The following is a 14,211-nucleotide window of genomic DNA, read 5'->3' as shown; positions in this document are numbered from 1 at the left end:
ATTCGTGAATGACGTGAGTGGTTAGAAGGGGGGCTCTTCGGACGCGCCGGAGCTTCCACCCCAGGAACCAGACCCACCCTGCGCCGGCTGCGACGACCAGGGGTCGTTCGCGGGTGCCGGTGCACCTCCGCCGGAGTTGCCTCCGCCGTAGCCACCACCTGAGTTGTTGCCCCCGCCGCCGTTGCCGCCGCCGAAGCCACCTCCGCCGCCACCGCCGGAGCGGTTGGCGCGGGTGACCTTGGCGGTCGCGAAGCGCAGCGAGGGACCGATCTCGTTGACCGTCATCTCGACGCTCGTGCCACGGGATCCGTCCTGACGCTCGTAGTTGCGGACGCTCAGCGGGCCCTGGACGATGACCTGCTGACCCTTCTGCAACGACTCGGCGACGTTCTCGGCGAGCTGGCGCCATGCGGCACAGCGGATGAACAGAGCCTCGCCGTCCTTCCACTCGTTCGTCTGACGGTCGAGGGTTCGAGGCGTCGAGGCGACGGTGAAGTTGGCAACTGCGGCGCCCGAAGGAGTGAACTTGAGCTCCGGGTCGTCGGTCAGGTTGCCGATGACGGTGATGATCGTTTCGCCTGCCATGGGGCGCAGCCTTTCAGGTGTGTGGGTGTCTGGCTCGAGTGTTCCTCAGCGGGCGCGAGAGCGACAGCGCTCGTCCACACCGGGAACCGGTCAGGCCTACTTCACGTCGGGACGTGTGACCTTGGTACGCACGACGGACTCGTTGAGTCCGAGCTGGCGATCGAGCTCCTTGACCGTGGCGGGCTCGGCCTTGAGCTGGACGACGGCGTAGATGCCCTCGTTCTTCTTGTTGATCTCGTAGGCAAGACGGCGCTTGCCCCACACGTCGACCTCGTCGACGGAGCCGCCGTCCTGGCGCACGACGTTGAGGTACGTGTCCAGGCTGGGGGCGACGGTACGTTCTTCGAGATCAGGATCGAGGATGATCATGACTTCGTACGGGCGCAGTGACATTCAGTCTCCTTCGGACTAAACGGCTACGGGTTCTCCGTAGCAGGAGTGGTTGCCGAACAGCAACCGCACAAGACTACGGGACCGCCGCCGTCCGAGGGAAATCGTCCTCTGTCTCCGCCGCCGATCCGCGAGTGGTGCGGAGTGGACGTTCTGGGACGGCGTGTCCGTCCGAAGCGCACCACTCGTGACCGCAAACGCACCACTCGAGCTCACCCGGCACGACGGCGCACCACTCGCTGGGACGTGGTGCGGGTCATCCGGTCGAGCCGGCGTGCCAGAGCGACACGTCCCTTGAGGGTGAGGCTGGCGAGCGCGGCCTCGGCCAACCACGTGTCGGCGCGCGAATCGACGTGCGGGCGCCCGGTCGCGAGCTCGGCGTCGCGGACGATCTGCCTGGCACCGAGGACGATCTCCGTGGCGATGTAGCCGTACCGCTCGAGACCCTCCCGCTGCAGCGCCTTCTCCCGCCGCAGGTCGTCCTGGTGCTGCTGCCGGTCGCGGTGGTCCGATCCGTCGTACTCGGCGACTCGCGACGTGCCCCGGATGCGCAGGTCGACGCGGGCGATCTCGACCCCGCCCCGGTTGAGGATGCGCTCCTGCGCGTCGACCTCGAACCCCGAGAGGACGTGCACGAGACGCAGCATCGTCTCCCACCACGACTCGCTGCGGGCGTCGCACAGGTCGAGCGCGCGGCGGAGCACCCGGACGCCCCGCCTGCCGCGACGCATCGTCGCGCGGATCGCGTCGACCGTCGTGTGGCCGAGGTGGAGGGCGGAGTCGATGAGGGCGACGAGGTCGAGCAGGGCCAGGTGCTCCGACAGCTCGACGATCGTCCACTCCGGCGACGCCACCGCGATGTCGCCCAGGCGCTGACGGTGCCCGGGCGGCACGTCGCACCGGCGGACGCACACGCCGCGACGGTCGTGATGGGTCGTCTCGCCGTCCGTGCACGCCACGAGGGGGAAGGCGTCCGCCATCGGCATCCACCACCCGTGGAGCAGTGCGCTCGTGACGTGGGTGAAGACGGTGCCCTCGGGCAGCACCCGGGCGACCGCTCGGCACGTGGACGCCAGGTCGTCCGAGCTCGACGCGAGCTGCGCCACCCCATGGACGGGGTGGACGAAGGACGGTGATCGCCGCAGCGAGCGGGACGTGAAGCCGTGCGACTCTGCGTGACGGTGGAGGATCGGGTCCATCCGTCGACGATCGGACGCCGGTGAGGCTCGCGGCCAGCGCTGGTCGCAGGCCTGTGGACATGCGGGCGTCGTCCCCAGGACGCGGCGAGTGGTGCGTTCCAGGGCCCGAGTGGTGCGTTCCGGACAGACACGCCGTCCCAGAATGTCCAGACCGCACCACTCGCGGGAAGGGGGTGGGGTGGGCGATCTAGGGTGGCGGGATGGAGCTCGAGATCGCGATCACGCACCTGGTGGTCTCGCCGGTGCGTCGCATGGACGGACGCCCCCGCGACGGGACGACGCCGTACGACGGCGACGAGACGCCGCCGTCGGTGCGGGTGCGGGCGCACAAGGGCCTGGTCGGCGACCGCTACTTCAACACCCGGTTCACGTACGCATCGGTCACGATGATCGCGGGCGAGCAGATCGAGGCGCTCGAGGCCCAGATCGCCGGCGACGGGCTCTTCCCGGCCGCCAACACCCCGTTCGACCCGGTCCTCGCCCGCCGCAACGTCGTGACGCGCGGGCTCGACGTCGATGCGCTGGTGCGGTGCACCTTCACGCTCGACGCAGGCCACGGCCCCATCCGCTTCCGCTCGATCACGCCGGCCAATCCGTGCGCATGGATGAACGAGGTGTTCGCCCCCGGCGCGCACCAGGCGATGCGCGGCCACGGCGGCATCCGCTGCGAGCCCCTCGACGACGGGGAGCTCTCGGTCGGCCCCGCTCGCGTCACCGACGTCGTGCCCATCCCGCAGGACGAGCTGACCCGCCAGGTGCGCCGAGCCCCCGTGTCGTAACCGCTAGGCGTCGGACGTGGGGTCCTCGGGCCAGGCGTGCTTCGGGTACCGACCGCGCAGCTCCGACCTGACCTGCCGGTACGGCCCGGCCCAGAACGACTCGAGATCGGCCGTCACGGCCGCTGGCCGACGCGCCGGCGTCAGCAGGTGCAGCAGCAGCGGTACCCGTCCGTCGGCGAGCCTGGGGGTCGCCGACCAGCCGAAGGCGTCCTGCAGCTTGAGCGACAGCACGGGCTGCTCGGTGCCGGTGGGCCCGTACTCGACCCGCACGGCCGGCCCCTTCGGGACGGCCACCCGCTCGGGGGCCAGCTCGTCGAGGCGGCCCGCCGCCGGCCACGGCAGCAGTCGGCGCAGCGCACTCAGCACGTCGATGCGCGCGAGGTCGGCGCCCAGCCAGGCATCGATGCCGGCGAGCAGCGCCTCGTCGGCGACATCGGGCCACGGGTCGCCGAGCGCGTGGTGCAAGAACGCCATGCGCCGGCGCAGCGCGGTGGCCGCCTCCGTCCAGGGCAGCAGGTCGAGACCTTCGCGCGCCAACGCATCGGCCACCGCTGCCCTGACGGCCTCGGGCGACGGATCGGCCAGCCGGACGGCCGACAGCTCGATGGCACCCAGGCGCGTCACGCGGCGTGCGGCGACCCGGCCGCGCGCCCAGGTCACCTCGTCGACCTCGTGCCACGCCCCCGACGCCGCGGCGAGCGCGATGTCCTCGTCGATGGGTGCGGCCGAGCGGATCGTCGCGTCGGGTGCGCCCGGACGTCGTTCGGCGTCGGCGATCGCGATCCACGGCACGCCGGCGAGGGCGGGGTCGGCCGAGCGGAACGACGCGCCCGTGCCCGAGACCATCAGGTACGACCCGCCGCCCGGACGTCGACGGGCGATGCGGCCCGGATGCGCGAGGGCCACGACGGTGCCGACGGCGAGATCGTCCGTCAGGTCGGTGCGCGGCGCCGTCGACGGCAGCAGGTTCTCGAGCCGCGACACGGCGTCGGACCACGAGCGGTGAGCCGGCCCGCCGCGCCGAGCCGCGCGCAGAGCCGCGACGAGATCGCCACCCGGCGCGCGGACATCGTCGTCGAGCAGCGCAACCACCTCGGCAGCGCGGCGCGCCCCGACGGCCTCGGCCCCGTCGAGCAGGGCCCTGGCCAGACGCGGGTCGGCAGGTACCTGGGCGATGGCCCGTCCCCGCGCCGTGATGGCACCCGTCGCGTCGATCGCGCCGAGCGCGGTCAGCGTGTCGTGGGCCGACTCGAGCGCAGCGGGCGGCGGCGGATCGAGCAGGGCGAGGCCCTCCCCGTCGGGCGCACCCCACGCCGCGAGCTCGAGGCAGAAGCCGGTCAGGTCGGCGACCGCCACCTCGGGCGCCGGATGGGCCGTGAGGTGGCCGTGATCGGCCCGCGACCAGCACCGGTGCACCGCACCGGGGCCCTCGCGGCCCGCCCGGCCGGCCCGCTGCTCGGCGGCCGATCGGCTCACCCGGACCGTGACGAGAGCCGGCAGCCCGCGCACCTGGTCGGTCCGCGGCTCCCGGGAGAGGCCGGCGTCGACCACGATGCGCACGCCCGGCACCGTCAGCGACGACTCCGCGACGGCGGTCGACACGACGACCCGTCGTCGCGGCCCCCGGGCCAGTGCGAGGTCCTGCTCGCGAGGCGGCAGGCGTCCGTGCAGCGCGAGCACGTCGGTGTCGGGCAGGCCCGACAGCCGACGCACGACGCCGTCGACCTCACCCACGCCCGGCACGAACACCAGGGCGTCGCCGTCGTCGATGGCCAACGCCTGACGCACCGTCGCGGCGACGTGATCGAGGAAGCGCGGTGGCACCCCCCGCTCGTCCGTCGGCAGCACCCCGGGAGGCGGTGGCGCCCAGTGCTGCGTCACGGGGTGGAGCGCCCCCGGCACGTCGACGACCGGCACGTCACCCAGCACGGCGGCCGTGCGGCCGGCCTCGACCGTCGCCGACATCGCCACCAGCAGCAGGTCGTCGCGCAGGGTCGACCGGACGTCGGCGAGGAAGGCCAGCGTCAGGTCGGCGTCGAGCTGACGCTCGTGCACCTCGTCGAGCACGACGGCCGAGACCCCGGGCAGCTCCGGATCGCGCTGCAGCCGACGCAGCAGGACGCCGGTCGTCACGAACTCGATGCGCGTGCCGGCACCGACCACCCGGTCGCCGCGGACCGTGTGGCCCACGGTCTCGCCGACGCGCTCGCCGAGCAGACCGGCCAGACGGCGCGCCGCTGCGCGGGCCGCGATGCGCCTCGGCTGCGTCACGACCACCCGGCCGGACACCATCGCTGCGACCGCCGGGGGCACCAGCGTGGTCTTGCCCGTGCCGGGCGGGGCCTGCACGACCGCGGCGCCCCGCCGCCCGAGCGCCGCGGTCAGCGCCGACAGCCCGCCCAGGACCGGCAGGTCGGGCGGGTTGTCGAGCAGGCGCTGGATCGCGGTCGTCGCAGGCACGGTCGTCAGAGCTCGGCCGACACCTTCCAGAGGTCGACGCCCTCGGCGTCGCCGGCGAACTCGTCGATCGCGGCGAGCTCGTCGTCGGTGAAATCGGTCTGCTTCGCCGCGGCGAGGTTCTCGTTGAGCTGCTCGACCGACGACGCCCCGATCAGTGCCGAGGTGACGCCGCCGGGACGCAGGATCCAGGAGATCGCCATCTGCGCCAGTGACTGACCGCGCTTCTCGGCGATGCCGGCCAGACCGCGCAGCCGGTCGAGGTTCTCCTTGGTCAGCACCGACTCGTCGAAGCTGCTGCGGTCGCCCTCTCGCTGGACGGCGTCCTTGCCGAGGTACTTGTCGGTCAGCAGGCCCTGCGCGAGCGGCGAGAACCCGATCGCGCCGAGGCCGTGCTCGTCGAGCACGGTCAGGAGCCCGCCCTCGACCCAGCGGTTGAGCATCGAGTACGAGGGCTGGTGGATGATCAGCGGCGTGCCGAGGTCGCGGGCGATCGCGACGGCCTCGGCCGTCTTCTGCGGGGAGTACGACGAGATGCCCGCGTAGAGGGCCTTGCCCTGGCCCACCGCGGTGTCGAGCGCCGTGATGGTCTCCTCCAGCGGCGTGTGCGGATCGACGCGGTGCGAGTAGAAGATGTCGACGTAGTCGACGCTCATCCGCTCGAGCGAGGCGTCAAGGCTCGACAGCAGGTACTTGCGCGAGCCGAGCTTGCCGTACGGGCCGGGCCACATGTCCCACCCGGCCTTGCTCGACAGGATCAGCTCGTCGCGGTACGGCTTGAAGTCGGTGCGCATCATGCGACCGAAGTTCTCCTCGGCCGAGCCGTACGGCGGGCCGTAGTTGTTGGCCAGGTCGAAGTGCGTGATGCCGCTGTCGAAGGCGTGGCGCAGCACCTCGCGCTGGGTGTCGAACGGGCGGTTGTCGCCGAAGTTCCACCACAGACCGAGCGAGATGGGGGGCAGCAGCAGGCCCGAGCTGCCGACGCGGCGGTAGTCGAGCTGCTGGTAGCGGTCGTCGGCCGCGACGTACGGGCGGTGGAGATCGGGCACGGGATCGGCGTAGTAGCGCTCTTCGGTCATGTGGTTCACGCTAGCCGGGCGCCCAGATCAGCGCGCGGCGGCGAGCAGCACCGAGCCGTCGCGGCCGTCCCAGGTGCCCGTGAGCGTCTCTCCGCCCATGGACCACGAGTCGCCCACGACGCGCAGCACCTCGAGCTCGGCCACCGACGTCACCACCAGCGTCGAGCCGTCGAGGTCGCGGACGTCGACCAGCCCGACCGACCCGACGTCGGTCGACGAGCCGCTGCCGATGACGCGCATCGAGGGCTCGACCGGGGCGCGCTCGCCGTCGGTGTCGCGCTCGAGAGCCGCCTCGGACCCGCCGCCCAGGATGGTGGTCGCGAGGGCGGCGGCGTAGACGGGGTCGCCGCACGCGTCGTAGACCCAGCGATCGCCCAGCACGGTGTGCTCCATCGTCGTGATGAGCCACTCGTCGGCGCCGGCAAGGGGGGCGCCGCGATAGGTCAGGGGGATCTGCAACACGGGCCCGTCGCCCGACCGCACCAGGATCGTCTCGATGCCGACCTCGCCGTCGGGGTCGTCGAAGCGGTAGGCCGCGACCTGCTCGAGCCCGAGGTCGTCGCCGACGAACCACGGCTGGTCGGGTGCCCAGCCGCGGATCAGCTCGATCTTGCTCGGACGGATCTCGGCTGCGTGGAGGAGGGCCATGTGCTCATCCTGCGCCCATCGCGCGAGTGCTGCGTACCCGGCCTCGAGTGGTGCGGACTGGACGGACACGCCGTCCCAGAACGTCCGGTCCGCACCACTCGCGGGGACGGGGGTGGGGGCGGGCTAGCGGAGGCGGGTGATCTCGACGCCGACGAACAGCTCGGAGCCGCCCGCCGTCGAGAAGATGCCCCGCAGCGGGGGGCTGTCGCCGTAGTCGCGTCCCTTGGCCACCACGACGTGGCGCGGGCCGGGGGCGACCGCGTTGGTCGGGTCCCAGGCGACCCACTCGCCGTCCCACCACTCGATCCACGCGTGCGACTCGCCCTCGACCGTCTCGCCGACGACCGGGTCGCGCGACGGGTGCAGATAGCCCGAGACGTAGCGCGCCGGCACGCCCGCGTGGCGCAGGGCGCCGAGGCTGAGGTGCGCGAAGTCCTGGCACACGCCGGTCTGCGCCGCCCAGGCGTCGGCCGCCGTCGTGGTCACTTCGGTGCTGCCCGGCACGTAGGCGATGCGTGAGTGCAGGAGGTCGACGGCGGCCCGCGCGTAGTCGCCCGGACGCTCGGCCGTCGCCCGCAGCTCGTCGAGCAGCCCGCGGAGGTCGTCGGCCGGGGCGACCCAGTCGGACAGCACGAGGTACTCGCACCACTCGTCCGTGACGTCGTCGGTGAGGTCGTCCCAGCCGATGGCGTGCGGCTTGGCCGGCACCTCCTGCGTGTCGACGATCGACGTCGCGACGACCGTCAGGTCGGAGTGCGGGTCGTGCACCTCGAACGAGGTGACGGTCGTGCCCCAGTAGTCGCGGTACTCGTACGACCACGGGGTAGGCGTGATCTCGAGGCGCGAGCGCAGGACGTACTGCTCCGACGTCGTCATGGGCGTCATGCGGGCCTCGTTGAACGACGCCATCGCGCCCTTCTCGTAGTGATAGCCCGTCGTGTGCTTGATGCGCAGCTGATAGGTCATCGGGGCCCCCGGCGGAGTGTGAGCGCAGCGAACAGTTCGATGGGGTAATTCATACGATCACTCCTCCGCGCCAGGTGTGGACCTCGGACTCGGCGAAGTAGCGTGCCGAGACGGCGTCGCTGGCCGCCGCGCAGCTGCGCTGCAGCCGCTCCATCTCGACCGGCAGGTCGAAGACGATGTCCGCCAGGGGCCGGTACTCCAGCTCGGTGCGGGCACGACCCAGCAGGCGCTGGGCCTCGTCGCTGAAGCCCGACCGCTGGCCCGACGCCGCCAGGTTGCCCAGGGCGCGCTCGGCCTCGGCCAGGGACGACACGATCGACCGCGGGAACCACCGGTCGAGCAGCAGGAACTCGGCGGCCTGGCGATCGGCCTCGATGCCGCGGTACGCGCGGATGAAGCTCTCGTAGGCGCCGCAGGCACGCAACGTCGTCGGCCAGGCGACCTGCGGGCCCGACGCCAGCGCCGCGGTCGACAGCAGCCGCGCCGTCATGTCGACGCGCTCGATGCTGCGGCCCAGCATGTAGAAGTGCCAGCCGTCGTCGCGCGACATGGTCGAGTCGGCGATGCCCGAGATCATCGCGGTGCGGTTGCGCACCCAGCTGAACATGTCCGGCGGCCGCATGGCCCGGGCGGTGCTGAGGCCCCGCCACGTCGTGTTGATCGCGGCCCAGATGTCGGTCGACAGCGTCTCGCGGGCCCGGCGCGAGCTCTCGCGCGCGGCGCCGATGGCGGCCGCGATCGAGACCGGCGACTCGGGGTTGTGGGCGAGCAGGTCGAGCATCATCCAGCGGTTGGGGTTGCCGCTGTAGTCCTCGACGCCCATGACCGACAGCAGCTGCTCGCACGACGTGCGCTCGTCCATGCCCGGGTCCTCGATCAGCACCTGCATCTGCACGTCGAGGATGCGGGCGGTGTCGTCGGCCCTCTCGAGGTAGCGGCCGATCCAGAACAGCGACTCCGCGATACGGCTCAGCACGTGGCATCGCTCCTTGAGCCTGTCGAAAGGACCTGTTGCTGCTGCTGTTCCTGCTCCTGCACGTGGACGTCCCCGGTGTCGATCTCGAGGGCCGGCCCGGCGGACTGCGCGATGCCCGAGACCGGCGACGCGCTGGGAGCGACCTCGCCCTCGTCGTCAGGGTCGCTGGGACGGGCGAGCACCCAGGTGTCCTTGGATCCGCCGCCGCGGCTGGAGTTGACGATCAGCTCGCCCTCCGGCAGCGCCACGCGGGTGAGGCCGCCGGGCAGCACGAAGACGTCGTCGCCGTCGTGCACCGCGAACGGCCGCAGGTCGACGTGGCGCGGACGGATGCCGTCCTCGACCAGGGTCGGGACGGTCGACAGCGAGACGACGGGCTGGGCGATCCACGCCCGCGGGTCGAGCAGGATCTTGCCGCGCAGCTCGTCGAGCTCGCCCTTGGTGGCGGCGGGGCCGATCACGATGCCCTTGCCGCCGGAGCCGTCGACCGGCTTGAGCACGAGCTCGTCGAGCCGGTCGAGCACCTCCTCGCGCTGATCGGCCTCGCCCATGCGCCACGTGTCGACGTTGCGCAGGATCGGCTCCTCCGAGAGGTAGTAGCGGATGAGGTCGGGCACGTACGTGTAGAGCAGCTTGTCGTCGGCGACGCCGTTGCCGACCGCGTTGGCGATCGTCACGTGGCCGGCGCGGGCGGCATTGATGATGCCGGGCACGCCGAGCGCCGAGTCGGGGCGGAACTGCACCGGGTCGAGGAACTCGTCGTCGATGCGGCGGTAGATGACGTGCACGGGCTCGAGGCCCTGCGTGGTGCGCATCATGACGCGGCCCGAGCGACACACCAGGTCGCGTCCCTCGACGAGCTCGACGCCCATCGTCCGCGCCAACAGGGTGTGCTCGAAGTAGGCCGAGTTGTAGACGCCGGGCGTCAGCACCACGACGGTCGGATCGCTGACACCGGCGGGAGCGGCCTTGCGCAGCGCGGCCAGCAGCTGCTGCGAGTAGTGGGCGACCGGGCGGATGCGGTGGTCGGCGAACACCTCGGGCAGCGCGGCCGACAGCGCGCGGCGGTTGGTCATGACGTACGAGACGCCCGACGGCACGCGCACGTTGTCCTCGAGCACCCGGAAGTCGCCGTTGCCGTCGCGGATCAGGTCGACGCCCGCGACGTGCACGCGCACGCCGTTGGCGGGCTCGAGGCCGGCGACGACCCGGTGGTAGTGCGGCGAGGTGACGACGGTGTCGCGCGGCACGACGCCGTCGGCGAACAGCTCGCCGGGGCCGTAGGCGTCGGCGAGGAACTTCTCGAGTGCCAGCACCCGCTGCCGCACGCCCTGCTCGACGTGGTCCCAGTCGTCGGCCTCGATGAGGCGCGGCGCGATGTCGAGCGGGAAGGGACGCTCCTCGCCCTCGACGCCGAAGGTCACGCCCTGCTCGAGGTACGACGACGCGAGGGAGTCGGCGCGCAGGCGGACCTCGTCGGCGCCCATCGTCTCGAAGGACGTATGCACCTGTCCGTAGCTGGGCCGCACCTCCGTGCCCTCGAACATCTCGTCAAATCCGGCAACGGGGCCGTAGCCGTCGAAGAGCTCAGAGGTGTCCACGTGTTCACCGTAGGACAGATTTGCTAACGGCGTGTTTCCGCGACGTCCACCCGGGGGCACGTGCCGAAGTGTTCATCCTGTCGTTGCAGCCCGGATCGTGGCCCGGGCGACTACGCTCTGCCTAGGTTCTTCCGTCGGGAGGCGGTCCGGGATGTCCGATGCTCACGTGCTCGTGCTGAACGCGAGCTACGAGCCGCTGCAGCGCGTCTCCATGCGCCATGCCATCAAGATGCTCGTGCGCGAGGTCGCCGTCGTCGAGGAGGCCGCGGCGGGCCGCTTCGGCCCGTTCCCGGTGCCCAAGGTGCTGCGGCTCGTCCGCTACGTCGTGACCCAGTGGATGCACCGGCGCTCGAACCTGTGCACCAAGTCGGCCATCAAGGCCCGCGACAAGATGTGCGCCTACTGCGGCGGCAAGGCCGAGACCGTCGACCACATCGTCCCGCGCAGCCGGGGTGGGGCGCTGACGTGGGAGAACGCCGTCGCGGCATGCCTGCGATGCAACCACCGCAAGGCCGACCGCACACCGTCCGAGGCGGGCATGACGCTGCTCGTCACCCCGCAGCAGCCCCAGTACGCCGTCCTGATCTAGCTTCTCGCGGCGGCCCTGAACCATCCACTCACCGTCCGCCAGGGAGCGCAGCGACCGTGAGGCCGAACGCCGAGGCGAACCCCACCGCTGACGTCAGTGCCCCTTCGCTTCGCTCACGGTCGGCCGCAAGCGGCCTCCCTAGGGGTCGCCGTTCGCCAGGGAGCGCAGCGACCGTGAGGCCGAAGGCCTAGGCGAACCCTGTGGACGGCGATCTTGCCCAGCGTCCGCCCCAGGCCCGAACATGCCGCATGCCTTTCACCTACGTCCTTCTCTGTGCTGACAGGACCTACTACACCGGCAGCACCTGGGATCTTCTCCACCGACTCGAGCAACACCGCTCTGGCGAGGGCGCCGAGTACACGAAGCGCCGGCTACCGGTGAGACTCGTGTACTTCGAGGAGTACGAACGGATCGTCGAGGCCTACTACCGGGAGAAGAAGATCCACGGGTGGACCCACGGCAAGAAGCGCATGCTCATCAGGGACGGGCCCGGCGTGCGGGTGGATGACGACAGTCAGCCCTTCGAGGGACGCTGAGAGGTTCCCCTCGCTCCGCTCACGGTCGGCCGCGAGCGGCCTCCCTAGGGGCCGCCGTTCGCCACGGAGCGCAGCGACCGTGAGGCCGATGGCCGAGGCGCATCCTTGCGTCGGTGCCCCTTCGCTTCGCTCACGGTCGGCCGCAAGCGGCCTCCCTAGGGGCCGCCGTTCGCCAGGGAGCGCAGCGACCGCGAGGCCGAAGGCCAAGGCGCATCCTTGCGTCGGTGCCCCTTCGCTTCGCTCACGGTCGGCCGCGGGCGGCCTCCCTGGGGAACGACGGTGGGGGCTAGAGGCCGACGGACTCGTAGATGTCGTCGAGGGCGTCGAGGTAGGCGCCCTGGTCGTCGCCGATCTCCCGCTGCACCGCGGCCGACTTCTTCTCGACGACCTCGGCGACCTCCTCGTAGCGCGCGTTCCACTTCTCGGCCTCGATCTGCCAGTAGCCGCACGTGTAGAAGTCGGACTGCGGCCAGCCGAGCTCGCGGCGCAGGTGGCGCCGGACGGCACGGCTCGCGCGAGCCTCGCCCGCGAGCCAGACGTAGCGGTCCGACGTCGGCAGCTCGCGCGACGTGACGGCGTCGGCGAGCGCCTCGCAGATGTCGGTGTCCTTGGCCACGACCTGCCAGGTGAGGTCGACGTCGGCCGGGCTCGGCAGCGCGATCTCGTCGGCGGGGTCGGTCAGCACGACGTGCACGACGGCCTTCTGCTGGGGCGACAGGCCGCGCAGGATGCGTGCCACCGCCGGCAGCCCGGTGATGTCGGCGACCAACAGCTGCCACGGGACGTCGGCCGGCGCGGCGTACAGACCGTGCGGCTCGATGAGGCCCACCTGGTCGCCGCGGCGGCAGCGGCGCACCCAGTCGGAGCCGACGCCCTGGTCGTGCAGGGCGATGTCGAGGTCGATCTCGGTGCGGCCCTCGACGACACGGTGGTCGGAGATCGTGTACACCCGGAAGTCGGGCTCGATCGCGCCCTCGGCGTACGTGATGTTCCACTTCTCGTCGATCTGGGGCAGGGCGAGCTCGGCACCCACGGGCGGGATCAGCACGCGGATGTACTCGTCGGGGATGCCCGTGGTCGCGTAGTCGTCGAGGTCACCCAAGGTCACGGTGGCCAGGTGGGCCGACAGCTGTCGCCGGCCCAGCACGGTCGCGGTGTACGTCTTCACAGCCAGGTCTTCCTGATGGGGTGCAGAGTAAGGCAAGCCTAACTCATCGGCGCCCCGGCTCGGTCGGCCGCGGTTGGTAGCGTGGTGCGGTGACGACAGCCTCCCCGCACGGCCCCCTCGACGTCCGGCCCATCAGCGCCGACGAGCACCTCGCCTTCGTGCGCAGCCGGTCGTCGGTCAGCTTCCTGCAGACGCCCGCGTGGGCCGCGGTCAAGAACGAGTGGCGCGGCGAGTCGATCGGCTGGTTCGATGCCGCTCGTCCCGCCGGCGAACAGCTCGTCGGCGCGGCGCTGGTGCTCTACCGCCAGCTGCCGCGGGTCAAGCGCTACCTCGCGTACCTGCCCGAGGGTCCCGACGTCGACTGGACCGACCTCGACCTCGCGCGCTGGCTGACGCCGATGGCCGCGCACCTCAAGGGCCAGGGCGCCTTCGGCATCCGCATGGGGCCGCCGGTCGTCACCCGTCGGTGGCACGCGGGCACGATCAAGCAGGCGATCGCCGACCCCGTGCTCGCCACGTTGTCCGACGTGCCCGCCGACGTCCTCGACGACGAGGCGATCGGCGTCGCATCGGCGCTGGCGGCTCTGGGCTGGAAGGAGATCCCCACCGAGGGCGGCTTCTCGGCCGGTCAGCCCAAGTTCAACTTCCAGCTGCCGCTCGAGGGACGCGACGAGGACGCCGTGCTCGCCGGCATGAACCAGCTGTGGCGCCGCAACATCAAGAAGGCGGCCAAGGCCGGTGTCGAGGTCACCCGCGGAGGACGCGACGACCTCGCGGCCTTCCACGAGGTCTACGCCGAGACCGCCGAGCGCGACCACTTCACCCCGCGCCCGCTGTCGTACTTCGAGCGCATGTGGGACGCGATGACGTCCGAGGAGGCCGACCGCCTCGTGCTCTACCTGGCCCGCCACGAGGGCGACCTGGTCGCCGCCACCACGATGGTGCGCGTCGGTGGGCACGCCTGGTACTCCTACGGCGCCTCGACCACCGAGAAGCGCGACGTCCGCGGGTCCAACGCGATCCAGTGGCAGATGATCCGCGACGCGATGGCCGCCGGCGCCACGACGTACGACATGCGCGGCATCACCGAGACCCTCGACACCGACGACTCCCACGTCGGTCTCATCCAGTTCAAGGTGGGCACGGGCGGCGAGGCCGTCGAGTACCTCGGCGAGTGGGACCTCCCCCTCAACCGCGCCCTCCACGCCGGCTTCACGGCCTACATGCGGAGGCGCTGA

At 71.6% G+C, this 14,211-nt stretch carries 14 protein-coding genes; 4 read left to right on the top strand and 10 right to left on the bottom strand.

What is annotated here, in order from left to right; genetic code table 11:
• Positions 1–21 precede the first annotated feature (21 nt).
• The 3 genes from DX116_RS06220 to DX116_RS06210 form a co-directional block, all read right to left on the bottom strand.
• Positions 22–585 (bottom strand): single-stranded DNA-binding protein, encoded by a 564-nt coding sequence (locus DX116_RS06220; protein WP_119703279.1) that lies wholly within the window; start codon positions 583–585, stop codon positions 22–24.
• A 96-nt stretch (positions 586–681) separates the two neighbouring features.
• Complete coding sequence (gene rpsF, locus DX116_RS06215) at positions 682–972, bottom strand: 30S ribosomal protein S6 (protein WP_119704154.1); 291 nt, start codon at positions 970–972, stop codon at positions 682–684.
• A 215-nt stretch (positions 973–1,187) separates the two neighbouring features.
• A complete protein-coding gene (locus tag DX116_RS06210) occupies positions 1,188–2,174 on the bottom strand; it encodes a hypothetical protein (protein WP_119703278.1) in 987 nt (328 codons plus the stop codon).
• Positions 2,175–2,374: 200 nt separating this feature from the next.
• Here DX116_RS06210 and DX116_RS06205 point away from each other — a divergent pair, with 200 nt between their 5' ends.
• Positions 2,375–2,953 (top strand): molybdenum cofactor biosysynthesis protein, encoded by a 579-nt coding sequence (locus tag DX116_RS06205; RefSeq protein ID WP_199715939.1) that lies wholly within the window; start codon positions 2,375–2,377, stop codon positions 2,951–2,953.
• A gap of 3 nt (positions 2,954–2,956) precedes the next feature.
• On the opposite strand, the gene hrpB is transcribed toward DX116_RS06205, so the two are convergent.
• The 6 genes from hrpB to DX116_RS06175 form a co-directional block, all read right to left on the bottom strand.
• A complete protein-coding gene (gene hrpB / locus DX116_RS06200; RefSeq protein ID WP_119703277.1) occupies positions 2,957–5,413 on the bottom strand; it encodes an ATP-dependent helicase HrpB in 2,457 nt (818 codons plus the stop codon).
• A 5-nt stretch (positions 5,414–5,418) separates the two neighbouring features.
• The gene (gene mgrA, locus DX116_RS06195; protein WP_119703276.1) at positions 5,419–6,489 is read right to left on the bottom strand and encodes an L-glyceraldehyde 3-phosphate reductase; all 1,071 of its coding nucleotides are present in this window, start codon (positions 6,487–6,489) and stop codon (positions 5,419–5,421) included.
• A 27-nt stretch (positions 6,490–6,516) separates the two neighbouring features.
• Positions 6,517–7,137, bottom strand: a complete 621-nt coding sequence (locus tag DX116_RS06190; RefSeq protein ID WP_119703275.1) for a CG0192-related protein — start codon at positions 7,135–7,137, stop codon at positions 6,517–6,519.
• A 123-nt stretch (positions 7,138–7,260) separates the two neighbouring features.
• Entirely contained in the window at positions 7,261–8,103 is an 843-nt protein-coding gene (locus tag DX116_RS06185) for a transglutaminase family protein (protein WP_119703274.1), read from the bottom strand.
• Between the two features lie 49 nt (positions 8,104–8,152).
• Positions 8,153–9,079, bottom strand: a complete 927-nt coding sequence (locus tag DX116_RS06180) for an alpha-E domain-containing protein (protein ID WP_119703273.1) — start codon at positions 9,077–9,079, stop codon at positions 8,153–8,155.
• A complete protein-coding gene (locus DX116_RS06175; RefSeq protein ID WP_233556580.1) occupies positions 9,073–10,680 on the bottom strand; it encodes a circularly permuted type 2 ATP-grasp protein in 1,608 nt (535 codons plus the stop codon). The genes DX116_RS06180 and DX116_RS06175 overlap by 7 nt, the downstream gene beginning before the upstream one ends.
• A 151-nt stretch (positions 10,681–10,831) precedes the next feature.
• On the opposite strand from DX116_RS06175, the gene DX116_RS06170 reads away from it, so the two are divergent.
• Both DX116_RS06170 and DX116_RS06165 read left to right on the top strand, forming a co-directional pair.
• Positions 10,832–11,269, top strand: a complete 438-nt coding sequence (locus DX116_RS06170) for an HNH endonuclease (RefSeq protein WP_119703271.1) — start codon at positions 10,832–10,834, stop codon at positions 11,267–11,269.
• A 248-nt stretch (positions 11,270–11,517) separates the two neighbouring features.
• A complete protein-coding gene (locus DX116_RS06165; protein WP_119703270.1) occupies positions 11,518–11,805 on the top strand; it encodes a GIY-YIG nuclease family protein in 288 nt (95 codons plus the stop codon).
• 286 nt (positions 11,806–12,091) lie between these two features.
• Here the strand turns inward: DX116_RS06165 and DX116_RS06160 are convergent, their stop codons facing one another.
• On the bottom strand, positions 12,092–12,973 hold the full coding sequence (locus DX116_RS06160) for a siderophore-interacting protein (protein ID WP_147393601.1): 882 nt from the start codon (positions 12,971–12,973) through the stop codon (positions 12,092–12,094).
• 89 nt (positions 12,974–13,062) lie between these two features.
• On the opposite strand from DX116_RS06160, the gene DX116_RS06155 reads away from it, so the two are divergent.
• Positions 13,063–14,211 (top strand): lipid II:glycine glycyltransferase FemX, encoded by a 1,149-nt coding sequence (locus DX116_RS06155; protein WP_119703268.1) that lies wholly within the window; start codon positions 13,063–13,065, stop codon positions 14,209–14,211.

Source organism: Aeromicrobium endophyticum (genome assembly GCF_003586285.1).
GTDB lineage: Bacteria > Actinomycetota > Actinomycetes > Propionibacteriales > Nocardioidaceae > Aeromicrobium > Aeromicrobium endophyticum.
The sequence above is the reverse complement of the archived record's forward strand: the minus strand, read 5'-3'. Positions and strand labels throughout refer to the sequence as shown.

What these genes read in the sequence shown, in the direction of transcription:
- DX116_RS06220 (WP_119703279.1), bottom strand. Translation starts at nt 585, where the DNA reads ATGGCAGGCGAAACGATCATCACCGTCATCGGCAACCTGACCGACGAC.
- DX116_RS06210 (WP_119703278.1), bottom strand. Translation starts at nt 2,174, where the DNA reads ATGGACCCGATCCTCCACCGTCACGCAGAGTCGCACGGCTTCACGTCC.
- DX116_RS06205 (WP_199715939.1), top strand. Translation starts at nt 2,375, where the DNA reads ATGGAGCTCGAGATCGCGATCACGCACCTGGTGGTCTCGCCGGTGCGT.
- mgrA (WP_119703276.1), bottom strand. Translation starts at nt 6,489, where the DNA reads ATGACCGAAGAGCGCTACTACGCCGATCCCGTGCCCGATCTCCACCGC.
- DX116_RS06190 (WP_119703275.1), bottom strand. Translation starts at nt 7,137, where the DNA reads ATGGCCCTCCTCCACGCAGCCGAGATCCGTCCGAGCAAGATCGAGCTG.
- DX116_RS06185 (WP_119703274.1), bottom strand. Translation starts at nt 8,103, where the DNA reads ATGACCTATCAGCTGCGCATCAAGCACACGACGGGCTATCACTACGAG.
- DX116_RS06170 (WP_119703271.1), top strand. Translation starts at nt 10,832, where the DNA reads ATGTCCGATGCTCACGTGCTCGTGCTGAACGCGAGCTACGAGCCGCTG.
- DX116_RS06165 (WP_119703270.1), top strand. Translation starts at nt 11,518, where the DNA reads ATGCCTTTCACCTACGTCCTTCTCTGTGCTGACAGGACCTACTACACC.